Origin of the sequence: Bradyrhizobium sp. ORS 86, from assembly GCF_045571475.1 — a bacterium.
Taxonomy (GTDB): domain Bacteria; phylum Pseudomonadota; class Alphaproteobacteria; order Rhizobiales; family Xanthobacteraceae; genus Bradyrhizobium.
Genome location: NZ_CP120699.1, coordinates 2,355,985 through 2,382,320, shown reverse-complemented (window position 1 = coordinate 2,382,320; position 26,336 = coordinate 2,355,985). Strand labels below are relative to the sequence as shown.

Genomic DNA, 26,336 nt, shown 5'->3' with positions numbered 1-26,336 from the left:
GCGCGTCGAGAGACTACTCGATGCCAAGGTCACTGCGATGCTGTGACAACTCATTCGCAGCAGCTCTACTATTCTTATTGCCAGCCGGTTTAGGTGGCTGCCGCCCGCTTTTACCCAGAGCTGTCGCATATGCGGCTCGTGCCGCGGTTTCGATGCGCCCTTTTTACGTTGGATAACTCCACAAACTCGTCATGCCGGCCTTGGGCCGCCCTTGGCATCCATGTCTTGGATTTCCCGGGATCGTGTCCCTGAGCGTGGTGTAACTGGCGGTGGGACACCGCGTTCGCCGGCAAGAGCCGGACTGGTCAGCTGGCGATAGCCGGGAGACTGACGGTTGGATCATCGCTCAACGGCGCGATGGTTTCCAGCGTCATGTAACGGGCGCGCTGGACGGCCCATTCATCATTCTGTTCGAGCAGGATCGCGCCGATGAGGCGGACGATGGCGTCCTCATTGGGGAAGATGCCGACGACCTCGGTCCGGCGCTTGATCTCGCCGTTGAGGCGCTCGATCGGGTTGGTCGAGTGCAGCTTGGTGCGGTGCTGCGGCGGGAACGTCATGTAGGCCAGCACATCGGTCTCGGCCTCGTCGAGGAAGCCGGCGAGCTTGGGTAGCTTGGGGCGGAGCTGATCGGCGACCTTTCGCCATTGCGCTCGTGCGGCTTCGGCATCGTCCTGGGCAAACGCAGTGGCGATGAAGGCGGAGACGACACGCCGTCCGCTTTTGCCGGCATGGGCCAGCGCGTTGCGCATGAAGTGCACGCGGCAACGCTGCCAACTGGCGTTGAGCACCTTGGCGACGGTCGCCTTGATGCCCTCGTGGGCGTCGGAGACGACCAGCTTGACGCCGCGCAGGCCGCGGCGGGCGAGCTTGCGCAGGAACGCCGTCCAGAATGTCTCGGCCTCCGAGGGACCAATGTCCATACCGAGAACTTCGCGCCGGCCATCGCTGTTGACGCCGACCGCGACGATCACCGCGACCGACACGATGCGCCCCTGCTGGCGCACCTTCACGTAGGTGGCGTCGATCCACAGATACGGCCAATCGCCCTCGATCGGGCGAGCGAGGAACGCCTTCACCTTGTCGTCGATCTCCGCGCACAGCCGCGAGACCTGGCTCTTGGAGATGCCGCTCATGCCCATCGCCTGCACCAGGTCGTCGACCGAGCGGGTGGAGACGCCCTGCACATAGGCTTCCTGCACCACGGCGGTGAGCGCCTTCTCGGCCATCCGGCGCGGCTCCAGAAAGCCGGGGAAGTAGGAACCCTTGCGCAGCTTGGGGATACGCAGCTCGACCGTGCCGGCGCGGGTCTCCCAGGTCCGGTCGCGGTAGCCGTTGCGCTGCGCCAGGCGCTCGGGCTCTTCTCGCCATAGGCGGCCCCAGTCTGGCCTTCCACTTCCAGCTCCATCAGGCGCTGGGCGGCAAAGCCGATCATCTCGCGCAGCAGATCGGCATCAGGGGTCTTCTCCACGAGCGTGCGGAGGTTCATCATCTCATCGGTCATCGGTGGTTCCTCGAATCAGGTTGGTATCAGCAACCCGACCCTCCCCTATTCCGGTGAGAATAGCAGCTTCCTGCTCAACATTGTGGTGATTGAGCCCTGGTTCCATCCCGGTCGAACTTGATCGCGGCGATCTTCCGTCGGCCTTCGCTCAGTTCCATATGCAACCGTTAGTTTAATCATACGTGAGTACGATCTTAGGAAGAGCGCACGGCGCTTGGCGATCAAGCCGGCGGCTTGGGGCGATGTCGCGCTTCACCGCCCCGCCCCAAAACTGGCTCGGCCAGTATTCATGGCTGCCGTGACAAATCTTCGTTTCCAAAACAGCGAAAATCGGGACGCGTTCAAGGGCGACCGATCGGCCGGCGCTCGCCACCGGCGCTGGATCATCGAGAGATTGTATCTATATCATTTCACACGCCTCGCCTCCCTTGGGGAGCCTGTTCGTCCTGGCGCGTCCCACCCATCGAACGTCCGTTTGGCGATGTTCGGCGTCGCGATGCCGAGATGAAAAGCATGAGCGATTTTGTGCGAATGACACAAGCTCCGGCCCTAACGGGCAGTAAGCGATTGCATGAGAGCAGACGACAGCAGGTGCTGACGCACAAGAGCGCATCGCGTACGCGTGCTGACAGGATCGAACGTTCCAAACTCTTATGAAAGCTAGATGAGCTGCTTGGCTCTGGTCATCGAAGGCCCTGAACCAAGGCGCCCCCGACGCACTTTGCCGGGTAATAAGTGCGCCGGGTCCACCCCACATCATCAGTACATCCGGATGATATTGCCGGGAATGAAACAAGTAGCGTGGCGGAATTGAGGCGCGCTGCGCTTGAGTGAGCCCGGGTGTTCAAAAATACATTCGTGCGCAACCGTGCGGGAGCTTGAATCGTACGTAGCGTCAAGTTGTATGATTTCCAATTCGGCGCACCCTTCCGTCAACAGTTTCCCGTTCGTGATCGCGCGGGCCTTGCGACAACGATCAAGGAGGGCATGATGCTCTCATCGTCAGCGTCTCACAACATTGCCGCTGTCGTCATGCACCGCAGAACGGACCTCACGCGTCCGCTCTCCTCAAGCTTTCAAATATTTTTTCCGCGAAACCCTCCAGCGGCGAAGCTGGGTGTCCTCCGAGCACGATCGCGTTCAGGCACTCATTACCCCGGGAACTCGACGTGGAGTTCAAGGCCTCTGTCCGAGAGGTGTCTTAATCGAGCGATCCGGCTTATTCGATCGGCGTCATTCACGGCGTGAACCATTTGGCAGGAGCGCCGTATCACACCAGGGTCGAGTTGGTGGTTAGCAGGTAGGCACGGCATGTAGGCTGATCATCGATAAATTTAGTCTCACGCCACCTCGCCGGCGATCCGCCGCTAAGCCGCGCGCTTCGCAAGGAGATCACGGAACGCAGGCTTTGCAACGAGGGCGGACCGATTGACATAGCGCAAAGACAGGTTCGCGCGCAGCGAACAGGTTAATGGCAACAGAACTCTGGGACAGCAAACCATTGCAGACTTCAATCCTGGATAAATACTGCGATGCTCGGCTGCCCTGGTACACGATTTATCCAACTGTGTCGGAGTTCTCAGCGGCAGTCAGCGCCGGCGCCTGTGAGAGATGGTTGAGGCGTCTTCCTGGTGACGATCCTGTATCGCTCTATCTCCACGTTCCGTTCTGCCGATCGATTTGCTGGTACTGCGGCTTTCCGACACAGCTTACGTGTCGGGATAAGCCGATCCTCGATTTTGTGGCAATGCTGCGAGAAGAGATCCGTTTGGTGGCAGATCACGTGCCGCAGGCGTTACCGGTGAGTGACGTGCACTTCGGTGGCGGAACACCGACCAGCATCGGGCCAACGGCGTTCCTGGAGCTATTGGAACTTCTACGCCGCTGCTTCATGTTCAGCAAAATGGCAACGATCGCAATCGAGATCGATCCGCGCGCGTTGACGGCTGAGATGGCCGAAACCCTGGGAGCCGCCGGGGTCAATCGCGCAAGCATCGGCGTGCAAAGCTTCGATCCCATCGTTCAAAAGGCGGTCAACCGGGTCCAGAGCGAGGCTCAGACGGCGACCGCGGTCGAACGTCTGCGTCGACACGGTATACGCCGCATCAATTTCGACCTGATCTTCGGTCTCCCAAATCAGACCGTACCGTCCTGCGTCCAGTCTGCGAAAACGGCGATTGCCATGCGCCCCGATCGGCTCGCGGTTTTCGGCTACGGGCACGTTCCGTCCTATATGAAGCGACAGCGCTTGATTGACGAGGAAGCACTCCCGGATAACGCCGCTCGCGCCGAGCAAGCTGCGGCCGTGGCCGATACGCTGGTTGCCGCCGGCTACCGTCAAATCGGGCTCGACCATTTTGCCTTGCCGGACGACGAACTTACGCTGGCGCAGAAAGCCGGCCGGCTGCGACGCAACTCCCTGGGCTACTCGGCTGACACCTGCAAGACCGTGATCGGCTTCGGCCCGTCGGCCATCGGCCGTCTTGGTGATGGCTACGTCCAGAACGAAATCGCGACGGGTTCCTACAACCAGCACATCAGGGCCGGCCGTCTGGCAATATCGAGGGGCTACACTCTCACCGACGAAGACCGCCTCCGCGCCGCAATCATCGAGCGGCTGATGTGCGACTTGCAGGTCGATGTGTCGGCCATCTGCGCCGCTCACGGGTTCGACCCGGCCGCTTTTCTTGATTCGGCTGAACGCCTGGAGATGCTCGCCGAGGACGGCCTCGTGGACATCGATAAGGGTTTCATCCGCGTAAAGCAGGAGCACCGCTTTGTACTTCGCGCGGTTGCTTCCGCGTTCGACGCCTATCTCGGCCGCTCACCCTATTAACAGGGCCAGACAGGATAAGATTGCGGCTGCTGCGGCTCCGTTCCATCTTCGGTCGGGCGCTTCGGTATTCATCAACCGCTCCTCTGCAGTGGTGCGGCTGACAGCATCGGCTCAACATTGCCGGCGAAGCGTGCGATGGAGCTGCAACCTTCCTCTCACACGGCTGATTATTCGCTCTGCTGACTGAGCGAAGCGAGCCGCGAGAAACCTCACGATGACTCTTGGGATAGTCCACGCGTGCCGCTCCCCGCGAAGCATCTGATGGTAGAAAGCCGCGTGATGCTCGGCCGGCAAACAGCATCAGCTACCGGTCCGACGTGTATTTCTCGCGCCTTTCACGGGCGGGACTGCGCCGTTCGCACTCTTGAGAGCATCAAGGCTCGTCTGTCTTTGAGCTCGATGTCAACGGCGCCCCTCCGACTGAAACTGGCCCTTGTGGTTTGGCGGACCGCGGCATTCTTTTGGCGGGGTTCGCAACGGCTTGGTCTGGCGAACGAGGAACAAAAGAGGAAGAAGAAGAAGAAGCGGAGGACGTCAGTTTCTGCAACAAATCGATTCGTAAAGCCAAGGCTGCGATCTGATCCGCGATTCGCTTTAGGTCGGCCCGTTGGGCATCGATGCTGAGCTTGAGCTCGGCGATCCCATCGCCGACCTCGCGTTGTCCTGATTGAATTTCAGACAGGGCTGCCTTGTCCTGCCCAGACAAGGCCAGCGGTGCGACAGCTTCACGGGAGGCCGCTACCTCGCCAACCTCTTCGATGCTTGCCCCAAAATAAACTCCCGCAGCGCCCAGCCCGAGGCAGAACACTAAGAGCACCAGAACACACAGGGGGGCGCCTGGACGACCTCCGCAAGATCGGCGGCAACTCCGACGTCACGGCTTGATCCATCATCTACATCATCCCTCGTCCGACGCACCGATCCGGATCGGCTCCGTTGACGCGCCCAGAAGCGGGTCAGCGAACCGCGGCCGCCACAACATCTTGAGCGGCAACGTTATCCCATCGTTTTGGGTCATGTGCCCTATGAGGCGCACTTGATGAGGAGCGCGATGCGACACCGTTGCGCACGCGCGCCTCTACATCATAGCGCCACCGCGACGCAACAGTTCTCGTCACTATTGACCCCGCCGCAGCATTTTGTCGCCATTGAGAAGAACCTTGCAGATTATCTTTCGTCTTTTTGGGCGCTCGAATGCGCGCCAGCCGAAATTCCCTCGATTGCCGTTCGGCAGCTCAGCCTGGCGTCGTCACTTGGCATGGCCAGCAAAGTCTTGATCGGGCACCGCGGCTGCTCGACGAGCTGCTCGCCGGTTTACGCCAGGTCACCCGGCAGTAACGCGGCAGCCGGCATAACCCGCAAGACCAATCATGTGGATCACTCGCCAATCTCACCGCCCCCGGACACGGATCTTCGATGCTCGACTGAACTGCAGACTCGACCAGCTTGTTGCGGGTCTATCTATCCGGCCCTCGATCGGCAGAGCGCGGCGTTCGCGATGCAGAACTTTGCGGTTCAACGCCGCCTCGCCGAGACAGCGGCGCATAAGAGCGGGTGTCAGCCAGCAGCACTTTGGAGTGACTGACACTCGATTTGTAACTGACGAGCCGGCCTTGCCGAATCTCCTCATTGTGCCGCGACCCAAGCGCGGGATCGCGACGGTCTCGGGTGACGCCTTGAGAACCAGTCAACTGCCAACCTTGGCAATTGATCGAGATGACCGGGACATGGCAATCGTGGCCAGCGAATACCGGACGGATCACAGGTCAGGAAACTTGGGATTGCAGTATCAATCTGGCCGCACCAACGGACCTGTTGGGTTTGCCACTCCTCATCTGCAGCTTTCAGATCCGCTCGAACGCCATATAGGACATTCGGACGCGATCGCCTGGCGCTCATGCGTCAAAGGTCCTTGGTCTCCGGGCCCATGGTCGTTCGGCGACACGATGCCTCCGGCACGTCCTGGAGTCCCGTCCTGGCGGGCGAGGACCTCCTTCTGGGCGACTGGCATATGTTCGAAGGAGAGGTCTTTGACGAGATATGTTTAGGGCCAGCACTGCGGAACGCGCCGCATGCGCGCCAACGGGTCGTCATCGTGTACTCGCCTTGCCTGCCATGACGTAACGGCCTGCGATCTAGCTCGGGGATGGCTGAGCTGCGGCTCGCTGGTCGGCCAAGTGCTGTCAAATCCCGACTGCCCTCAGTCACCGGGCAGCTCAACGACCAGTCGAGCCGCAGCGCAATTCATTCAAGACCAGCAGTACAGACGCGGAGTTCACGATGCATGATCGCCTGTTCGTGGCTATATCGATTTTGATGTATCCGGCTGCGGCAGCCGTACTCGAGCGTCGATCGACTCCGATACAGCGAGCGCATGTTGTCGCATTGTCTGTGGCAGCAAGTCTGCTTCCTAGTCCCGCGCTGGCACAAAGCGTCAACGTGCTCAACCCAGGAACAGACATTCTGCATGAAGCTAGCAAAAGACAAGCTCAAACGGCGTCGAATCCGGCGACGACGCCCCGACGCCGCCGGCTGAACCAGGCACCGCGTCCAATCGGCAGCTTAGCGCTGGCACCGACCACCAGTATGCTTGCCGCAAAGCGCGACGGCGCGCATGACGTTGCTTTGAAGAGAACTCAAAAGCAGATCGATCCGTTCGCAAAATTCGAGAACCTTCGTGAAAAAGGCATGTGGCTCAATATACCCGGTCCCGCTGATACGATAGATCAGGATACTGGCGGCGTTAGATCCGCGCTAGCCGACCTCGGGATCGGTTACGCCGGCTGGACGCTCAACGCCATTGTCGACAATCAACTTCCAAATGCGGCTCGAAGCACCATCGCCAATCAGCTCTACATGGGCCAGAATCCGACGTTCTACAGCGCAAATATCGTGACCGTAACCTACGATCTCAGCCGCTTTGGAATTTCAGATGGCCAGATTGTCGTGGGCGCCGAGCAGCAATACTGGACATGGGAGCGGCCAGGCCCGGATCGACTGGGACTCAATACGCTGGCCTACTATCAGACCTTTTTCGACAGAAAACTCGAACTCAAGCTCGGTTATCTCAGGAATCAAAATGAGTTCGCAGGTGCAGTGACCGGAGCGATTACGGGCGCGACCCTTTTTCTCCTGTACCAGGCCGGCATGAGCAACAATGCCGCGCCAAGGCCTGCCGTCAACCTGAAGTACAATTTTGACGATCGCTTGTATGACAAAGTCTCGATCCAACGCTCGCTCAATCCGGACGGTCAATATGCGGAAATAACCGAGAACCCGACGGGCTTAAACTGGAGCACGGCCAACGCCGGCGTTCTTCTCATCGATGAAATTGGCTACAAGACCAAAGCTGCTCCTGGCATACCCGATACTTGGCTGCGGGCAGGCTTTGGCTTCAACAATAGTCATTACAGGAACGTCGTGGACCCGGCTCGACCAAGGGCAAACGACAATCATTTCTATTATGTCGCTGCCGACAGACAGCTCTGGCAAAGTGATGCCCGGAGTGCACCATCTCATGGCATCTATGGTGGTTTCTCGGTCATGGGCGCTCCGCCCGACGTGAGTAGGCTCAGCCAGTATTACGAGCTTCGCCTTTATGCGAGGGGACTGTTTGATAGCAGGCCGACTGATCAGATTGCTCTTGTTGCCACCAACATGGTCTGGAGCAAGTTTGCAGTGGATGCCGCCTTGACCAAACAGCAACTTGCGCATCGCGACACTACGGCGATCTCGGCAACATATACCGCGCATCTGGCACCAGGTATCTATGCAAGCGTCGGTCTGACATACATTCATAACCCGACAAGCATCACGCACGCGGTAGAAACAGGACATGCCCTGAATCTCCTGGTATCGACATCTATATTCTTCTAACGGCCCGTCTGAAATGCGAAATACCTTCCCTACAGGGACCCATGACCTGCGTCATCTCGAATATCTCGCCTGCAAGGCAGGCCAATCAGGGCTCGACGCGCATCTGCCGGCTTTCGACCAATTTGTGGTAGGGCCGGCCCCCTCGAACGCGAATGCGCTGCGGATGGGTGTTGCAGCAGCGTAAGCGCGAAGCTGAGGCCGTTCATGCTTTGAAGTGCCAGGGCATGAGAGCATCGATCTGAGAGATCGGCCAGCCCTGCGCGATCCGTTCGAGAGTTTGCGTGAGCCAGGCGTACGGATCGACATCGTTCATCTTCGCGGTCTGCAGAAGCGTGGCGATGGTCGCCCAGGTCCGGCCGCCGCCATGGCTACCCGCAAAGAGCGCATTTTTTCTTGTAATGGTTTGCGGCCGGATTGCCCGCTCGACGGTGTTGGAGTCGATCTCGATACGGCCGTCGCTTAGAAAGCGCTCGAGGGCGGCGCGTCTGGATGTGGCGTAGCGGATCGCCTCGGCGAGTTTGGATTTGCCCGACAGGCGCGGCAGCCCCTTGTCCCACAGATCGAAGAGCGCCGCGACGATCGCGGCGGACTTTTTCCTGGCGCGCTTTCACTCGCGTGTCAGGATCGAGGCCGCGGATTTCCGCTTCGATCGCCCACAGCTCCGCCATAGTCGTGACAGTCTGCGTCGCCAGGGGCGAGCTCTCATTGACGTGCAGCTCGTAGAATCGTCTCCTGACATGCGCGAAGCAAGCCGCAAGTCGCGCGCCCTCATTGGCACCCGCTGACCTGACGAGCCGATTGTAGGCGGCATAGCCATCGACCTGCAGGATGCCGGCAAAGCCCGCCGGATGCCGCTCGACGCATTCGCCGCCGCGACTGTCCTCAAAGCGATAAGCCACCATCGGTGGACCGATGCCGCCAAATGGCCGATCGTCGCGCGCATAGGCCCACAACCAGGCCTTTTGCGTCTTGCCGGATCTGGGAGCGAGCGTTGGCAGGGTCGTCTCGTCGGCGAAGATCCGTTCGCCCTGCTTGATCTTCTCAAGCACATAGTCGGCCAGCGGCTGCAATTCAAAACCGACCTTGCCCATCCATTGCGCCATCAACGACCGGTCGAGATCGACGCCGTCACGCGCGTAGATCGCTTCCTGCCGGTAGAGCGGTAGCCCGTCGGCATATTTGGCCACCGCGATCTGGGCGAGAAGGGCTTCGGTCGGAAGGCCGCTCTCGATCAGATGCGCGGGGGCCGGAGCCTGAGCCACGCCATCGCGGTTGCGATACGCGTATTTCGGGCGGCGCGTGACGATCACGCGGAACTTCGCCGGCGTCACGTCCAGCCGCCTCGACACATCCTCGCCGATCAGGACTTTCTCCAACCCTTCACACCCAGGGGGCACCTCGGGCTCGACAACGATCTCCACCCGCTCCAGATGCGCGCCGAACTCCTTGCGCGGCCGCGGCGCGCGTTTCGATTTGTCCCGGCCGCCCGCCTTGGCCAGTTCGGCTTCAATGGCCGCCACGCCGGTGGCGATCTCGTCAAATACGAAGGCGATCTGCTCATCGCTCGGCGTGTCGCTACGCAAGCGTTCCGAGCGCGTGCCGTAAAGCGTGCGCTCCAACATCTTCACGATCGCCGTCAGCTCCACGATCCGCCCGTCGGCCGCCTGATTGACCGCGGCAAGATCGGCGTTGGCTGCCGTCAGTGTTGCAATCTCAGAGGCGATGCGGCTGTTTTCGGCCTCGATCACCGCCCGCTCTTCCGCCAAAGCGAGGATCAGCGCATGGGCTTCGGCAAGGGTCGTCGGAAGCTCTGCAACGGGCGTCGTCATCGCCGCCATCACAGCAGAGTCGCCGCCAATCTCCCAAACCTTTCAGCCGCCCTGATTCAATTCGCCGCAGCTTGTCAGCCCACCGATTCCGGGCGCTTCACAACCACCGGACGGACCTTCGTCCAGTCCAGCCCGTCGATCAGCGCGAGCAATTGCGCATGGTTCAGCTGCACCCGGGTCGGCGCAATCCTCGGCCAGCAGAACTTTGTTTCCTCAAGCGTCTTGGCAAAAAGGCAAACCCCAGTTCCATCAAACCACACGATCTTGATTTTGTCCGCTCGTTTCGAGCGGAAGACGTGGAGCGCCCCTGAGAACGGATCGATGCCACCATCCCGCACCAGCGCCATCAGCCCCATCGCTCCCTTGCGGAAGTCGACTGGCGTGCTGGCTACGTGAACCTGAACACCCGCCGGGATCATGCCTGCCGAACCGTCCGGATCACGGCGGCAAGCCGCTCTACCTCCACCTCTCCGCCAATGCGCACCACAACATCGCCGACGACAATTTCCACCATTTCGCCCGCCACGGCTTCAAACCGCGCGAACTTGACCGCTTGCGCTCGCGCCCCAGACGCCGGCGCAACCAGCCCCGAGGCCAGCGCCTTGCGTCGCCACGCAAACAACTGCGATGGATCGAGCCCGTGGGAGCGCGCGATCGCCGAAACGTTCGCTCCCGGTGCAAACGTTTCGCCGACGATCCGTTCCTTCTCCTCCCGCGACCAAGTGCGGTAGCTCCGCCCAGGACTGACCGAAAGCCGCTCAGCTGTAGCCGTGATAACTTCGAAATTCTTGCTATCAGACATATGTTCGCTCTCATGAACTCCTGGGACAAATCACCAGGAGATTCTCCGACAATCGAACATCATCCGCTACGTGGGGTGACCTACGCGCTTACGCAGCAGCGGCCGCCGACAATGACTTGACAGGATGCTGGTATCACGACCGTTGGGCGGTCGACTGCGTACCGTCTGATGTCCCGTTGCGGCAAACGCCATCCTTGATGGACTGATTCACAATTGGTCGGTGATTGCTGTTGCTCCGTTTGCTGCAACGCCATCGCGGCGCTACCGGCCAAAGTGAAGGGCATCTTGGCCGGAGCTCAACATATCTTGTGCTGCCGAGCTGCTACTGCCGTCCGGCTCCTTCGTCCTCAGCCCATTTCAGTAGCGACAGTTCGGCCGAGAACCCTGGTCCGAACGCAGCCAGGATTCCGTATGATCCTGGCGCCTGCTCCGCATGCGCGAGCACGTGATCTAAAACGAACAATACGGTTGCGCTCGACATATTTCCATGACGTCGAAGGGTCTCATAACTGGACATGAATTCATTAGACGGTCTACCCAGGCTCTGCTCAAAAACCTCCAAGACTCTCCTGCCGCCTGGATGAAAGATCAAGCTCTTCACCTGATCAAGATGGATGCCATCCTCCCCTAGCAACGACCGCAACGCCTTGGGCATCAATTCGCTGATCATTGATGGGATACGCTCTGAGACGACGACTTCAAATCCGGTGTCGCCAAAATGCCAGCCCATCAAAGACGTCGTTTCGGGGTAAAGCAAACTCGTACTTCTCACGATATCCAATTTGCCGACACCGATTTCAGCTGGGCCAATCAGGACCGCGCCAGCGCCATCACCAAAGAGGCTCGCAGCGACAACGTTCTTCGGTGTGAGATCATTCGGCTGGAATGTCAGCGATGTCAGTTCGACAGCCACAAGAAGAACACGTTCGTTCGCCGCGCGGCAGATCGCTCCTGCCAAACTCACCCCGGATGCGCCCCCCGCGCATCCGAGGCCAAAGACGGGCGTCCGTTTTACATCCGTTCGTAATCCTGCCTTCAAGATCAGATCCACATCGAGACTGGGGGTCGCTATCCCGCTCGTTGAAATGAATATGACCCTATCGACTTGCTCGGGCTTTATGCCGGCGCTGTCGAGACAGCGCACTGTCGCTTCGTACGCGAGCTGCTTTGCCCACTCCAAATATATTTGATTTGTTTCACTTATCCGATGCTCGCGGAGAAGCCATTCGGGGGCAACACAAAGGAAACGCTGATCGACTAACGCGTGGTCGAATACGCTGAGATACCTCTTAAGCGCCTGTACCCTGGACCCGAAGTGGCCCCCCGCCAGTTGCTTGGCGTCGCTCTGCGAAAGTCGGAATGGCGGTAGCGCCGTCCCAACAGCCAAAATTCTGGACATCGGTTCCTCTGTTTGCTGTGCGGAAGGCTTGATCCAATGCCAGGATCAGTATGTCACGACGTCCGCGCCATTTCGGTGGACGTTGGCACGGAGCAAACCAATGTCGATGTCCCTGCAGAGGCCATTCCCGCGAGAGCTCACGGACGACCAAGGCCCATCTCGTCGCCGAATGGGCCTCCTGTCGCATGATGGCATGCCATGGCAAGCGGTGCAGCGAAGCCCTCACCTCCAGATCGGCGGCGGAGGCGGGAGTGGCCAGCGCGATGAAAGCCACGGCGCCCAGCAAGACCTTTTTCATTCTTGAGCCCAATTCCGGTGCGACTTCCTTCACGATTTATGGAGCAGGATTGCCATGCGTCGGTCTGCTCCATCAATTGCCAAGGTTGGTAGTTGGCCGGCAAGGTTGTTAGCTCGCCTCGTGACGGCTCCGGCCTATACTACGCGCGGAAAGGTTGCTCTGGTGGTCGAAGCCGATGTTCACATAGCGCAATTGCGGCTGGCTTCTTGACCTTGGAAAACAGATCATGGCGACGTACTGGGAACGAGACATGATCCAACATCTCGATGATCGGGCGTCGATGTGAGGACTGTGGCGTCCATTGTCGCCCGAGGCCCGAGATCGGCAAAGTCCGGGCGCTTGATGATGGGCCCTGGCTAGGTAGACAACCCAGCCGCGGGGCAGTTGAAGGTTCGGCACCGGCTCACAATCAGCATCGTCGGGGCCTCAACCGGTGTCGGTGCTCCCGGATCAGTCAATGCCACCATTGATGTCCGACTGCCCGACAAAGGGTACCAGCGCGGGTTGCTCGGCATGGCGGCCACTTATCCGCATCGATGTCTTCAGATCAATCAGCGTCCCAATTCTCGTAACGGCGCCGGCGGATGGCGCCGACCGTCCAGTTTACGATCTGCGGCGAAAGTCTGACCGTGCGATCCTCTGCTAAAGGGCCTGCGCAGCGCTCCGGCGGAAAAGCGCGAGCTTAATGGTCGCAAGAGATCTGCAGCGCCGAGCCCAGCTCGGCCCCGGCAGGAATCGAGCCAGAGCGGATCGATCGATCACCCCTGCAGATCCAGGCTGCCGTGAACTCCTTCGCACAGTCTGGAGCCGGATCTCCAATATCCTCCATTCTTGTCCGGAATGTGCACTCGTTCTTGCCATTACAGGCCGCGGCAAGCGCGCGCGTGGCGTTGCCGCGCGCTGACATCCAGCGGCAATTACCGCCATAAGTGCCAGCGACAACTGAAATACCCGGCTGTGTGACGGCGTATGCGGTTGCACCTTGGACTGCATACACAACGGCAGCGGCGGCAAGGGTGACAAAGCCTGCACCGCACAATCGAATCACGGACCTGCGCTGCTGAGCGGTGGCGTCTTGAAAGCATCCTCGAATCAGCCTTCGTGCAGGCACCTCAAAACTGAAATGCAGCAGGACGGCGACGCAAACAGCCAGCGTGAAAGCCAATGCGAGCGCCCCGAGATGGGCGAACAGTTCGCTGCTCGTCTGCCAATGCACGACGGGAAAGCGCTTGTAGATGATGAAGTGAACAAGATACAGGCCAAAGCTCGCTTCTCCGAGGAAGACAAGCCATCTTGCCGACAACAACCGTCCTGCACTGCTGACGGGATGAGCGGCTGCAACAAGGATCAACGCAACCGGCGCCGTCAGGGCGACGTTGCAGCGCGCGATATCGAACAGGGTGAGTTGCAAGCCAAATGGCGATTTATGAGCAGTAAACCAGAACACCGAGGTTACCGCGACGACACCAATCGCTGCGACGATGTCAAGGAGAACTCGAGATGGTCTCAAATTCTGAGCCAGGCACAGCTCGTGAAGTTTAGCCAAAGAGCAGCCGAGAAAAAACTCCCATACCCTGCAGAAGGGCGAGAAGTAAACGAGCCAAAGGATGGGGCTGTTGTTCCAATTCGGCAGAGCCGTCTCCGTCCCATAGGTATGAAGCGCAAACAGATTGATATGGTTCTGAAAAGTCAATATCGCAACGTCGATTCCCAGTTCGATTGTGACCGCCCCGATTGCGCACAGGATTGCGTCAGGCACGGTTCTGATGCGCGAAAGTAACGGGCAAACGATCGGAAAGGCGAGATAGAAGAACCATTCGGTGCTGACCGACCAACTGACTGTTCCGATCGACTCATACTGCCAGATCGGCGCGACACCAGCGACGTTTGCGAAGAACCAGCTTTGGAGCATTGCGAGTTGAAACGGCACAATGTGCCACGAAAATCCCTCTGCCGGTCCCGGCGTTCCGAGAAGCCAGCGCCAGGCCATCGGTCCGGTCAGCAGTTCAACAAGGAAAAGAACGACAAAGAGTGGATAGATTCGCGCTATGCGCGCCACCAGGAAGTCCGGTATCGCTTTCCGCGGACTGTCGGCAATCGTGGTGCCGTAGTTGTATTGGATAACAAAACCACTCAATACGAAGAAGACCGACATTCCAAGCAGGCCAAGCGTCCCGATACTGATATCGAGTGTCAGGTTGGCGCCCTCCAGGAACAGGCTGCCGCCGTGAGACAATGCCACGCTTGCTGCGGCGATAAATCGGATGCCGGTCAATGCGGGTATCTGTTTCGCCATCGATGTCCTTCGCCGGTCGCGGCAGCGTGTACCAACCCTGGTGGCCGAGTAAACGAAACGCAGTCTGCCAGGGGTCCAGACTCATCAAATCTACCGCACGACAGCGACGGAGACGCAAACAGAGCGAGAGAAGAAAACGGAGGCGAGCCCGCTCACGCGAGCTTGTCCGATCGAGTGGCCGATCCGCCCAAGTCGCTCGACCGGTTGAACGCGCCCTGCGCAGCCTATAGAGGAGTTCGTTGAATCTGCACCTCTGCTTTCTGGTAGGATGGTTCGGAAAAGGCTGGTCTGTTTCTCGTACTCGACAATTTCTTGCGCAAGCCACCCTCTTTTCGTGACCGTGAAAGGCGACACGTTCGGTGAACCGCGTGGGCCTCGATTTGATCGTCGTCTGCAAGGACGATGACATCGTCGAAACAACCAAAGCGAGAGTCGAGCATCGGCAACATCCTGCGGCACGAGTATCAGCGAGCCGATAGCCAGATTGTCTGGAAGGCGGTGAAGGACGATCTGCCCGCTCAAGGAAGCCCTCCTGGAAATGAAAGCTGCCCTGGAGGAGGATGAGTAGCATCAAGGTTAACTCAGCACGGATGGTGGTCCATCTTGACATCTATCTCTTGCTCAAGCGCGAGACCTCAACTCGCGATCACCGCAGGATTGCGCCAAAGGCCGGCTCGACGCGTGGCGAACCTCCAAGAGCTGCTCCCGTGCGCTGTTGACGATATCCTGAAGCGATCGCGATCCCGTGCTAGGGCCTGACTAGAACGCCGCTCGCGTGAGCTGCGCCAGCGATCCTGTGAGGTTGCAGGCCAGGCGGATTCTTCAGCCAGGTTCAGGGCGAATGCGAACGCGCCGGCGGCCGCCTGTTTCCTCCAATTCGCCTCTATAGGGCACGCCGCGAATGTTGAAATACGTCGGGTTCTCGGCGTCCGGCATCAGGTTCTGGCCCTCCAGTGCGCTGACAAGGAAAGACGGAAGGTAGCGTTCGCGGTGCTGCCATCCTCCGTGAATGAGATAACCAAGATCCACGACGCCTTCGCGCGATGGCCCAGCGTCGCTTACCTGCGGCGGCTGATGGCGCTGCCGCGATGGCCCGGCTGACTGATTGATCTGCCGGGTGCCAGGATAGTGGATGAGACGAACGTCCCTGCGTCCTCCCGGTCCGAACGTAGCCGAGTAGCGCTCACCGTTGATCGCAAACTGGCTTGGCCCGTATTGGTTCGGCAGCAGATTGATATTGCCCAGTACGTCGATCAGGACGTCTGAGGCCGGTTGTGAGCCGTGCTGCCAGTCCTCGCCAACGATAGTTCCGATGTCCCGTAGTTCCTGCGGTGTCCCTGATGGTCCAGCAACCGACGGCGGTCCAGCGAACCGAGGCGCAGGCACGGACTGGGCATCGTCACGCAGTTCATACGGCGTGGGCGGATCCAGATTAACCAATTGATCGAGACTGCCGTAGATGTCTGACGACGGGCGCCTCACAGATGATGGTGAGGCGGCTTCGTGCATCTGTTGCCCGAGCCAATCCCAAGCTCCCGTGCTCGGCGTGGCTGGGGTCGCCGGAAGCCCGTGTGACAAACTGGGCTGCCGGTCCCGTGGCGGCGCTGGCAATGCTGACGTGGATCCATGGATCTGCTCGCTGAGCCAGTCCCAGGCTCCCGCGCTCGGGGTGGCCGGCGTTGTGGGAAGGCCCTGCGACAAGCTGCCTTGAGGGCCGCGTTGCGGTGTGGACGACGATGATGAGGGTCCATGGATCTGCTCCCCGAGCCAATTCCAGGCTCCCGCGCTTGGGGTAGCTGGCGTTGCCGGCAATTCCAGCGGCGCCGATCGCTGCGCACCTTCCCTGGCGAACGGGGGCGCACCCGCGGCAGGAGACAGCCCGAGCGCTCTATTCGCGTCGAGGACTTGTTGGTATTGGCCAAGCCTCATCAAATCAGGGCCAATTTTAGTCTCCTGTGTTTCACGCTTGTAGTCCTCGACGTCACCAGAAAGCCCGTCGGTGAAGAGCCGGCCAGCGATGGGCTCCAGGTTTCGGGCTTGCAGCCACTCGCTCAGCCTGTAAAGGCGACGAACCTGCCTGTCGACGGTCTTCGGCTCGATCCTGTGCGTCGCCTTTTCCGCCGCAGCCCACATGTCGATAAGCGTTGCGTCTGCAGGATAGGGATTCAGTCGGCGAACATCGGCCGATAGGGCCCGTCCGGCGCCAACCTCACGAAGTTTTTTCAAGGCCGCCTTGATCCGCCTGCCGCGGTCATTTGCATAGGTGTCCACATCCTGATCGAGCTCGGCTTCCAGCTGATGGTTGTCCACCTCCGGATTTTCCAATTGCGCGTTTTCCAACTCACGGCGAATCCGGTCTGCTATTGATGGCCTGCCGTTCATGCTCAGGCGCGCGCTCAAATGACGCAGATCTGCGGCCGCATTTTTGATGGTGCCGTCGCTGAGATTGCCTCCCGCTTTGTTTCTGAAATCCTGCATGAGCGCCTCGTCCGCCGCAGGGACAGGGCCACCGCGCGCCCGGCCGGGCTGCCTGGCGTAATCCACGCGAAACGTTGGAAGGGCCTCTTGCTGCATCGTGGCGCCGGACGAGCCTTCACTGCGACCTCCTCCGAACGCCTTTCCGACCCCTGACTTGATGCGCGACCACAGTCCGCGGCCTTTGCTGCTCTTAGATTGAATCGCAGGCTCTGCATCTGGCAAGGTGTAGCGCGCGCTGCTGAACACGTTATCGCGCAAATTGGAGCGCGGCAGCTGGGCCGCACTTCCAGGACGAGGGCGGGGAACGTCCACGCTGTGGCGCGCGCTACTGAATAACTCGTCCCTGAGCTGGGGATACGGCGGCATCCGCATCGAACCGCCGAGGCCAGCGTGCTGGTGCTGTGCAGTCCGCTCTGCGGGGCTTTCATCAGGCGAAGCTGAGCTGGCTGAACTCCGATCAGGTGAACTGAGTTGCAAACTCTCCATCTGCTGCTCAAAGCCGCCTTGCTGGCTCGCGTTGCCCGATTGCTGCCCCGCCCGCTGCCGTTCCTGCCTGGCAGCGTATTCCTGTATCCAGGCTTCTGAATTGAAAAATGGGTCGATTGGATCCATCCTGCTCTCCTCTTGACGGTGTAGGTGCTGCGCAATCTGGACTTACACTTCGGCCTGGAGTGCCAGCGAGCAGCGTTTTCAGTCAGAGCTAGATTGTGCTTTTTGCAGGAGCTAGCTTTCGAGAAGCTGACGAGTGTAGGGAGCCGCAAGTCGGAAACGGCGATCGCGCCCGCGTCTTCGAAGGAGCCGCCAATAACTGGCGCGAGCCCGCAATGGCTGCCTGAGCGCGTCGCACGGTCCACCGGCAGCGGTTAGATCGCCGGAGGTTTGTTAACGCCGACCCGCCAGCGAGCGCTTGTCGACATTCATGTCCCACGCGGCAGGCTCGGCCGCAGCATCGGGCGTCATGCGCTAAGCGAGCTCGTGTCGACGGAATTTTCGAGACCAAAGGTGACGCGGCGCGCCGATCATTGCAAAGACCGTTCTACAGATTCCAACTGGAGAGCGCCGCGCCTTAGATGGCGAGTACGAACAGGATAGCTTCCCTATCGGTTATCATAACCGGCATGCCTATTGTGATTCGGGCGCACCGGCGCAATCGCACGGACAACGACAGAACGATGACGACTGCCGGCTAACAACTGCCGAGCTATGAGGACGTTAGATATCCCCGACCTTCTCAAATACGACGTGTACTGGGCTCCCTTGGACGACAAGGGCCTGGACGCTACCATCAGCAAAATCGTCCGGCCAATCGAGCGCGATGCTCCATCTGCTGCCCGCAGGTACCTGAGCGTCGGTTACAAGCGTGCCACCGGTCGGCGCATAAAGATCAACAGTGCCCTGCAAGCGGCCGCCCTGCTCCGTAAAGGTGCCTGTATAGCGCAGGTTTCCGACATCGATCCCGACGATCTTGCCATTACCAACATAAACGGCACCGCCACCCCTTCCGCCCTTTCCAACAAAGTGTGCATCGCGTAAAGCGCACTCATGGCGAAAGCCCTCTTAAATCAAGCCTCTCCATAGAAGCGCCGTCGAATTGATCGCCAAACACAACAATTGCGAGATTGGCGCAACGCGGGTGCCATCCCAAACGTCTCATCGATCTCGAAGTCGGAGTTCCCTCAATCGCCGATACCCTCGAATCGACATTGCGCTCTGCCGAGAGCAACACGCAACTGGTTCGAAAGCGGCCGCGGACAAGCCAAGCCGAACGTCAGGACCGCAACAACAATCTCACGCCTGCAAAAAGCAAAATCGTTGCCAGAACATATCGAGTGGTCCAATTCGACATCCAGCGCAGCCCAATGAAGGTTCCCAGCACTGCGCCAAATACCGCACCGATCGCATAGAACGCGACCTCGGAATTCACCGATTGGCCGGACACCAGCACTCCAGCCAGTGCGAGCACCGAATTGACAAGGATGAACGGAGGAGAGAGTCCAGCTGCCTGTCTCGGCGAGACCCAACCAAGCGCCAGGATCAATGGGATCAGAAAGACACCACCACCTATCCCCGTCAAGCCGGAGAGCAGCCCCGTGGCAGCACCGACCGACGCGGCATGAGCGGGCCACACCTGGCGGTGCCTGGTGCCGTCAAGTCCAGGCTTGAGCAACATCAGGATGGAGGCAGCGATCAGCAGAACGCCGGTCATGACACAGTACAGCGACCCGTCAAGCGCCAACCATCCGCCGACAAAGGCGGTCAACATCGATGGGATTGCGAGCTGCCAAAGCAGCTGCCACTCAATCTTTTTGTGCTGATGCAACACGAAAGTCGCATAGCCGGCGGCAAGCACGTTTAAAACAAGCGCCGTCGGACGCATCTGCTCGGCCGGAAGCCCTGCGAAGGCCATGACAGCGAGAAACGCTGTCCCCCCGACCAGGCCGGTGGACGCGTACAACAGCGAGACAACGCCTATCAACAGCGCGGCGAACAGGGTCAATTCGATTGTCCGTGGGCAGCAGGACTCGAACATGGCCGAACGGGACCCGACAGGCGCTTTACCCACATTCGCTCATTTCGATCTAGCAAACAGAGCGCGTGACTAACACATTTATCCGCCACTGCGACCTCCTCTTGCGCAAGCCCTGCTCAACAAAGTGAAATCACGGCCGAACATGACCATGCTTGCGAACATCTCCCACTGCATCATTTGCTCTACCTGCAATGGTTGGGCCATGCCGCGATAGATGACGACGCGATCATGATCAAGGACACGCGTGTCCTTCTCCCGAAGAGCGGCCATGACGTCGCGCAATGTACGAATGCCGACAAATCCTGTCCGCAGTCAGACAACGAGGACATTGATCGTGCTGACAGCGTCCGAGACGTGCCTCAACCGAGCAGCAGGTCTGGAATCATCTTGGCGAGCCTCGAATATGCCACCGGGTCCCATTTTGATGGCTAGTGGGGCAGCCACGCCGTCTCGCCGGCAAAGAACGTCTTGAGTGACCACTGCATGGCTTCGCTGCCATTCAGTTGACGGGAGTAAGGTTCGCGCCTTGCGGGATTGGATCCGATGCCGGTGGACTTGTATTCGGCGTAGTAGGCCGTTGTCAGTGTGTCAGTCTTTCCGGGCGTCCATTCGCGCCAGCCTTGTGGGATCACTGGCGCGTCTATCTCAGTCGACAAGAAGATCACCGCAGCATAGGGCCGCCAGGCGCGCCCGAGGGCGATCTCTCGCGCGGCAGGATCGGCCGTCAGCCTGCAGTGATCGAACACATAGGCGCTATCCTCGTCCGGCGAGGCCTTGCTTTGCGCGGTATACACGACCGTGTGGTGGGCGATGGCGTGCAACTCGCATCGATGGAAATAAGCCTTCGCATTGCCAAAGATGAAATCGACATGCCCTTCGATGTAGCAGTCCGAAAAGTATTGACGCGACATTCGGCCGTTCGGCCCCTTATTGGCGAACAGCGTGTCCTGTGCGCCGAGCAGGCGGACGTGGGTGATCACGTCCTTGTCTCCGGTCATGGATAACGCCACCGCTTGGGAGGGCGGATTGGCCTTGTCCAGGTAGTAGTCGTTTTGGACCGTCAGATTGTCGAGCCGAAAGTCGTCGCCTGACGCCTCCAGGGTCGCGGAATGGGAGGTTCCCCCCACATTGATCGCGGCGTCGTTGTAGACAACAACCGTGTCGTCCGGCTTCTTGCCGGAGCCTCTTATATGAACACTAGGCTTGACGACTTTGACTTTCTCGCGATACGTGCCCGGCGCTATCAGGATATCGCCGCCGCGCGCCGGCAACGCGTCGATCGCCGCTTGAAGGGAGTGATACGCGTTTTCGTCGACCTGCGAGACCAGAAGTGGTTGCGCATGTGCTTGCGAGGGATCAAAGCATCCGGCCAGAACGACGGCGGAAAGTGCGAAAATCCTCACAACAATCTTACTGTTGATGATGACCCAAGATGTCATCTAACCGCCGCAATAGTCGCAGTCGGGGTTTGAGCGCGTCCGTGCGCTGATGCCGAGGGTTCACGCCCGCTTGCGCGTTGCGATCGCTTTCCGGATGCGTCCGACATCAGATTGTTCCGACGGCCTAGTGATTGGGAAGTGTCTGCGAACAGCCTTCCCATCCAATAGCTAGCGGTCCGGCAGTCGCCCCGGCAGGGGCGGCGATACGCCGGAATTTCCCACCGTCACGTCGGCATTTTCGATCTGCCAAGCCGCTGACTTGCCAAAGCGCACGTCGTCCATCGTAATCTGAAGAGCATGCGCCTGGTCAAGCCCGCGCATCAACAGCGTCCCATTATCGCCGCGGACATGACGCAGAACGATCTGGCGATAGAGCGGAATTCTATCACCGTCGGCGCGAGGATCGTATTTTGTATCGAACATGATTGGCCACCGGTTGCCGCGCAGGCACACATTCTCATAGGTCACCCGTTCCACCAGGCCGCCTCGACTGACATCGCTCTTGATGCGCAGGCCTGATGTCGTGCCGTCCAGGGTCAGGTCGCGCACGAGGATGTCGCTGACACCGGAGTTCACTTCGCTGCCAATCGACATCCCGTGTCCCCATCCGAAATAATTATGGATGATCGAGATATACCGGGTCGAACCGTTGTTGCCAGCCTTTACCGCGACATTGTCGTCTCCAGTGCGGATCATGCTATGGGAGATGGTGACATCCTGGCTAGCGCCCGGATCGATGCCATCGGTGTTGCGGGCATCCGCGGGCGTATCGATGGTGACGTCCCAGAAGGTGGCTCCCTCGACGCGGTTCATCGCAACGTGGAAATTGGGCGCATTGCGCAAGGTGATGCCGTGGAAAGTAATGTCTTGTGCATGGTCAATCTGAATCAAACGCGGCGCGTTCTGGTGGCCGCCCTCTGCCTGCGCACGGCGAGCAAGCTGCCACCAGGTTTCGGCACTGCCGGCCATGGCTGTGCCGCCTTGGCCATCGATGATGCCCTCGCCATAGATGCCGCCGCCACGCGTTTTGGAAAAGCTGATGAGCGGCCGGCAACCGTCACCTTTGCCGGCGATGCGCCCACAATGGCCCCAGCCCTTGTCATACGCAGTTGGTTCGGGAATGGCAAAAAGCCTGGCCCCACGCCCGATCCAGAGCGTTACGCCCGATTTCATCTCGAGTGGACCCGAGCTGAACTCACCACGCCCCAAATAGACCGCTGCGCCGGCTGGACAATGGTCAATCGCGTCTTGCAGCCTGGCCGTATCGTTGTTGCCAGATGGCACCGGCCGGTCACAGACCGCACGAGGTGCAACGGGTTCGACGACCACGCGGCGGTCTTGCGCTCTGGCAGCGGGGCAAAGAGTCATCACGCCAACTATGGACAACAAGATCCAGTCGCGAAACAGATTTGTCATCGACCTCTTCATGCTTTGCTGCGTGCATCCTTGCGGCCTGCCCTGTCGGGGCTGCGCGCAGACCAGATCAACCGCCGCTCGGCGCACTGGCCCGTGCAAGATGACAATTGTAAGACGCAAAGCAGACGTGGACTTGACGAACTCGCAGGAGCGCTGCGCGAAGAAAGACTTTCCTGCAAGAGGTCACCCGTTCAGGATGGCTATCGCGAGGGCGCACTTTCTCGTAGACCCGTCTCACCGTGCCTTTCGTCGAGCTGGATCGACTCTATTCGCGAGAGGAAGAGCGATCCTGCAGGGCGTCGGTGCGCGGCTGCGAAAGCAATTGATGGATGCGCGGACTGCCCTCTCTGAACGTTGTTGTAATCCTGACATAGCCCCTATCGTTCGCCTATTACGGCTACCGCTATCATCACGCGGCCAGGCCGGCATTCGCCTATGACCCGCATGCATCGACAACGCTCGCGTTTTGGTCGTAAGCGTAGCTCTGAGGCCCATTTGATTGGCGCTTGACGTCTATTTTGAGCGCGTGGTGCGCGGGCGCGGCTTCCATATGTCGGACAACGCATTGACAGCGGCCGCAAGCGCCTTCCGGTCGATGACGTTGGGATCGAACTGCTGCGGGCCCCAGAGGCGCATATGTTCGTGCTCCGGATGGGTGGGGTCGCTGATGGCGTCGAGGTATTCGGCATAGCCTGGCGCACCGCCGACATCTTCCGGAGGACAACGGCCGGCGGCCTCGAGCAAGAACGGAAGTCCCTCTGTTGTCGTGTTGTCGAACCACTTTTCGAGCTTGATCACGTGATCCCAGCTATCGCCGAAGTCGTAGAGATAATGGATCGTCTTCGCGTCGGTCTCTTGAACGATATTGGAGAGCCGCGTCTTGCGGGCATCGATGGGCTGAGGGCCAAAATTTCCATCGGGATCAGGGATACCCCAATGTCCTTCGCCAGCCAGGAACTCGAAGAGATGGCTGTTCGTCCAGCCAAACGCCGCCTGAAGCGTCAGATGCAGCCGATCAAGGCGCAGCGTGAGCGGCACGACGAGGCATCGCATCACCTCCGGCTTCACGTCCTTGAGGGTCACCTTGATCCGGACCGCGGTCGTGTTCAGGCTCATGCCGCCAGCCTCGGATCGTGCGCATGCATCGTGTAGATCGACGCCCAAGGGAGCAGTTCGTCCAGTCGCGCCGCAGGCCAACCATTGACGAGCTTCGCGAGAACATCAGCGAGCCAGTGCTCGGCACTGACGCCATTGAGCTTACAGGTCTCGATTAACGAAGCCAGGACTGCCCAATTCTCGGCGCCCTCGTCACACCCGGCAAACAGGGCATTCTTGGCATTGAGCTTGATCGGCCGCATCGCACGCTCGACAGCATTCGTGTCCATCTCGATGCGCCCGTCATCAAGATAGAGTGTCAGGCCGTCCCAATGGCGCAGCGCGTAACGCAAGGCCTTTCGCCGTGTCGCTCTTCTGTGCAAGGTGATCAAGCTTGGCCTCAAACCACTGCTTCAAGGCTGCAGCCAGAGGTCGGGCATGCGTCTGCCTGCCAGCACGGCGCTCGGCATCCGATCGGCCGCGGAGCGCTTTCTCGACCGCGTAAAGCTGGGCGATGCGCTCAAGAGCCTCGCGGGCAACCGGAGCTGGCGCCGGCGCAGCCTCCCGCTCGATCTTCACAAACTGGCGCCGCAGATGCGACCAGCAGAAGGCGAGCGTCCCGGACAGGGCGTCCGCACGCGTCTCTCGGGTCATGGTCTTGTAAGCCTGATAGCCGTCGCAGTGGATGATGCCGCGATAGCCCTCGAGCAAGCGCAAGCCATGAACGGCCCCACGGCCCGGTGCATAGGCATAGATCACCCCAGGTGGGGTCAGGTCCGGCCCAGGGCCTGTCATCGCGCGAGAGCGCCCAGAAATAGCCGGTTTTGGTCCTGCCGCGCCCCGGATCCAGCACCGGCGCCGGGGTCTCATCGACACAGAGCTTCGAAGAGACGAGCAGAAGCTGGCGCAGACGATGCCACAAGGGCTTCAATTCCTGGGCAGCATAGCCGACCCAGAAGGCGAGCGTGGAACGGTCCAGCGCTATTCCGTGCGTCGCCAGCATCTGCGCCTGGCGGTAAAGCGGCAAATGCCAATGATACTTGGCATCGATCACATGCGCGACCAGCCGCTCGGTGGGCAATCCTCCCCTGATCAATCGCTCGGGAGCGGCGTGCTGGAGGACGACGCCATGACAGGCGCGGCAGGCCAGTCTGGGTCGGCGGGTAACGATGACGCGATACTGCGCCGGTACGACGTCCAGCCTCTGGCTCTCATCGTGACCGATCTCAAAAAGGGCGCACGGGCAGCAGGTTGCAGCCGGCATCAGGGTTTCGACGATGCGCGGCAAATGCTCCGGCAACTGACCACGATTGGCTCTGCGCTCGGCAGCTCTCTTCTCGCATGTTTTGGGATTGGCACTATCTTCGGCTGCTTCGAGAGCCGCGACGGCCTGATCGATATCCTCCAGAACAAGCTGGAGCTGATCAGCGTCCAGCTTTTCCGAGGACCGACCGAACTGCGCATCTTTTGCAAGCTTGAGCAACCGCTCGAGCCTGGCGCAGCGATCCAGCAGAGCCGCGGCAAAGATACGCAACTCGGCCGGATCGCTCGGCAGCTCATCAGGCAAATCACTCATTGGCCCAAGTCTGCCATGCTTCGCGCCCCCGATGCAGCGAAGATTTTACGTCCTACGCAAGTGCTTTCGGCTGCAGGATTCGAGGCGCGTGCATCCGCGTCCAATCCATGCCGGCCAGAAGCGCGGACAGCTGGGCGGCATTCATCCGCATCACGCCGGCTACGATGGGAGGCCATTTGAAGCCGCTGCCATCGAGCCGCTTCCAATACATCACAAGGCCGCTGCCATCCCAGACGACAATCTTCACCCGATCGGCGCGCTTCGCACGGAACACCACCGCCACGCCCTTCATCGGGTCATGGCCCAGCGTCTCCTTCGCCAACAGCGCCAAGCCCTCCGCACCTTTTCTGAAGTCCACAGGTTGCGTCGCCACGTAGATCATGAGGCTCGCGGGCGGCATCAGCATGAACGTGTCCGTCGAAGCGCCAAGAACATCACTCAACACAGCAAGGCCAGGCGTCCCCCGCACCTCCACGCGTGCCCCCTGGAGCTCAACCGTCACTACGGCTGCTTCCGGCGACCCGGTGGCCTCTGCGGCCGCTGGTAGCGCCGATTCCGACACCACCGGCACGAACGACAGCGTGTCCGCCGAAGCCGGCAGCACCAACTGGCCCAAACGCGCCCGGCGCCGCCAGTCGTGCACCTGCTGGGGTCGGCACCCATGGCGACGCGCGACATCTGTGACAATCGCCCCCGGCTCGAGGCTTTCCGCGGCAATCTGTGCCTTCAAATCGTCCGGCCAGCGCTTTCGACCTGCGCCTGCGTACACTTCGATACGCGGTGACAACGGTCGTCTTATGTCGTCCGAATGGTCGTCCATTGTGAGCACCCTTGCAGAAGATGACTCTTCTAGCGGTGCTCTCAGGATTGAGTACCAAAATTCTCAAGGGCCTCAACGCCACGCTTACTTTTGGTCGTAGTGATAACACTCACCAGCGCGAACTCACCGGAGAAGCGGGTTC

15 protein-coding genes and 3 pseudogenes are annotated in these 26,336 nt (G+C 59.9%); 4 read left to right on the top strand and 14 right to left on the bottom strand.

All coding sequences use genetic code 11. The features are described from left to right. Nucleotides 1-305: 305 nt before the first annotated feature. Nucleotides 306-1,504: pseudogene (locus P6U25_RS10740) on the bottom strand (IS256 family transposase). A 1,501-nt stretch (nucleotides 1,505-3,005) separates the two neighbouring features. Here P6U25_RS10740 and hemN point away from each other — a divergent pair. Continuing rightward, nucleotides 3,006-4,340, top strand: a complete 1,335-nt coding sequence (gene hemN / locus P6U25_RS10735; protein WP_407152490.1) for an oxygen-independent coproporphyrinogen III oxidase — start codon at nucleotides 3,006-3,008, stop codon at nucleotides 4,338-4,340. A gap of 373 nt (nucleotides 4,341-4,713) precedes the next feature. Here the strand turns inward: hemN and P6U25_RS10730 are convergent, their stop codons facing one another. Further along, nucleotides 4,714-5,148, bottom strand: coding sequence for a hypothetical protein (locus P6U25_RS10730; protein ID WP_407151219.1), 435 nt, complete (start codon nucleotides 5,146-5,148; stop codon nucleotides 4,714-4,716). A gap of 1,472 nt (nucleotides 5,149-6,620) precedes the next feature. Here P6U25_RS10730 and P6U25_RS10725 point away from each other — a divergent pair. Continuing rightward, nucleotides 6,621-8,216, top strand: a complete 1,596-nt coding sequence (locus tag P6U25_RS10725; protein ID WP_407151218.1) for a carbohydrate porin — start codon at nucleotides 6,621-6,623, stop codon at nucleotides 8,214-8,216. Between the two features lie 202 nt (nucleotides 8,217-8,418). Here the strand turns inward: P6U25_RS10725 and tnpC (P6U25_RS10720) are convergent. The 5 genes and pseudogenes from tnpC (P6U25_RS10720) to P6U25_RS10700 all read right to left on the bottom strand — a co-directional run bounded on the left by tnpC (P6U25_RS10720) (nucleotide 8,419) and on the right by P6U25_RS10700 (nucleotide 14,840). After that, nucleotides 8,419-10,045, bottom strand: a pseudogene (gene tnpC, locus P6U25_RS10720) (IS66 family transposase). 74 nt (nucleotides 10,046-10,119) lie between these two features. Beyond that, nucleotides 10,120-10,464 (bottom strand): IS66 family insertion sequence element accessory protein TnpB, encoded by a 345-nt coding sequence (tnpB, locus tag P6U25_RS10715; protein ID WP_280973113.1) that lies wholly within the window; start codon nucleotides 10,462-10,464, stop codon nucleotides 10,120-10,122. Beyond that, on the bottom strand, nucleotides 10,461-10,847 hold the full coding sequence (locus P6U25_RS10710; protein WP_407151217.1) for a transposase: 387 nt from the start codon (nucleotides 10,845-10,847) through the stop codon (nucleotides 10,461-10,463). The genes tnpB (P6U25_RS10715) and P6U25_RS10710 overlap by 4 nt, the downstream gene beginning before the upstream one ends. A 322-nt stretch (nucleotides 10,848-11,169) precedes the next feature. Further along, on the bottom strand, nucleotides 11,170-12,246 hold the full coding sequence (locus P6U25_RS10705; protein WP_280973114.1) for a type III polyketide synthase: 1,077 nt from the start codon (nucleotides 12,244-12,246) through the stop codon (nucleotides 11,170-11,172). 980 nt (nucleotides 12,247-13,226) lie between these two features. Further along, nucleotides 13,227-14,840, bottom strand: coding sequence for an acyltransferase (locus P6U25_RS10700; protein ID WP_280973115.1), 1,614 nt, complete (start codon nucleotides 14,838-14,840; stop codon nucleotides 13,227-13,229). A gap of 402 nt (nucleotides 14,841-15,242) precedes the next feature. On the opposite strand from P6U25_RS10700, the gene P6U25_RS10695 reads away from it, so the two are divergent. Beyond that, nucleotides 15,243-15,404 carry a HepT-like ribonuclease domain-containing protein gene (locus P6U25_RS10695; RefSeq protein WP_407151216.1) on the top strand — a complete coding sequence of 54 codons (162 nt, stop codon included), beginning with the start codon at nucleotides 15,243-15,245 and terminating at the stop codon, nucleotides 15,402-15,404. 258 nt (nucleotides 15,405-15,662) lie between these two features. On the opposite strand, the gene P6U25_RS10690 is transcribed toward P6U25_RS10695, so the two are convergent. Beyond that, complete coding sequence (locus P6U25_RS10690) at nucleotides 15,663-17,930, bottom strand: hypothetical protein (protein WP_280973116.1); 2,268 nt, start codon at nucleotides 17,928-17,930, stop codon at nucleotides 15,663-15,665. Between the two features lie 645 nt (nucleotides 17,931-18,575). On the opposite strand from P6U25_RS10690, the gene P6U25_RS10685 reads away from it, so the two are divergent. Beyond that, on the top strand, nucleotides 18,576-18,851 hold the full coding sequence (locus P6U25_RS10685; protein WP_280973117.1) for a hypothetical protein: 276 nt from the start codon (nucleotides 18,576-18,578) through the stop codon (nucleotides 18,849-18,851). 235 nt (nucleotides 18,852-19,086) lie between these two features. Here the strand turns inward: P6U25_RS10685 and P6U25_RS10680 are convergent, their stop codons facing one another. The 6 genes and pseudogenes from P6U25_RS10680 to tnpB (P6U25_RS10655) all read right to left on the bottom strand — a co-directional run bounded on the left by P6U25_RS10680 (nucleotide 19,087) and on the right by tnpB (P6U25_RS10655) (nucleotide 26,194). Beyond that, nucleotides 19,087-19,815, bottom strand: a complete 729-nt coding sequence (locus P6U25_RS10680; RefSeq protein WP_280973118.1) for a sulfite exporter TauE/SafE family protein — start codon at nucleotides 19,813-19,815, stop codon at nucleotides 19,087-19,089. Nucleotides 19,816-20,276: 461 nt separating this feature from the next. Beyond that, the gene (locus tag P6U25_RS10675) at nucleotides 20,277-21,287 is read right to left on the bottom strand and encodes a pectinesterase family protein (protein ID WP_407151215.1); all 1,011 of its coding nucleotides are present in this window, start codon (nucleotides 21,285-21,287) and stop codon (nucleotides 20,277-20,279) included. Nucleotides 21,288-21,455: 168 nt separating this feature from the next. After that, nucleotides 21,456-22,703 (bottom strand): glycoside hydrolase family 28 protein, encoded by a 1,248-nt coding sequence (locus P6U25_RS10670; protein WP_280973120.1) that lies wholly within the window; start codon nucleotides 22,701-22,703, stop codon nucleotides 21,456-21,458. A 513-nt stretch (nucleotides 22,704-23,216) separates the two neighbouring features. After that, nucleotides 23,217-23,819 (bottom strand): plasmid pRiA4b ORF-3 family protein, encoded by a 603-nt coding sequence (locus tag P6U25_RS10665; RefSeq protein WP_280973121.1) that lies wholly within the window; start codon nucleotides 23,817-23,819, stop codon nucleotides 23,217-23,219. After that, nucleotides 23,816-25,374: pseudogene (tnpC, locus tag P6U25_RS10660) on the bottom strand (IS66 family transposase). The gene P6U25_RS10665 and the pseudogene tnpC (P6U25_RS10660) overlap by 4 nt, the downstream one beginning before the upstream one ends. Nucleotides 25,375-25,426: 52 nt before the next feature. Further along, the gene (tnpB, locus tag P6U25_RS10655) at nucleotides 25,427-26,194 is read right to left on the bottom strand and encodes an IS66 family insertion sequence element accessory protein TnpB (protein WP_407151214.1); all 768 of its coding nucleotides are present in this window, start codon (nucleotides 26,192-26,194) and stop codon (nucleotides 25,427-25,429) included. Nucleotides 26,195-26,336: the final 142 nt, after the last annotated feature.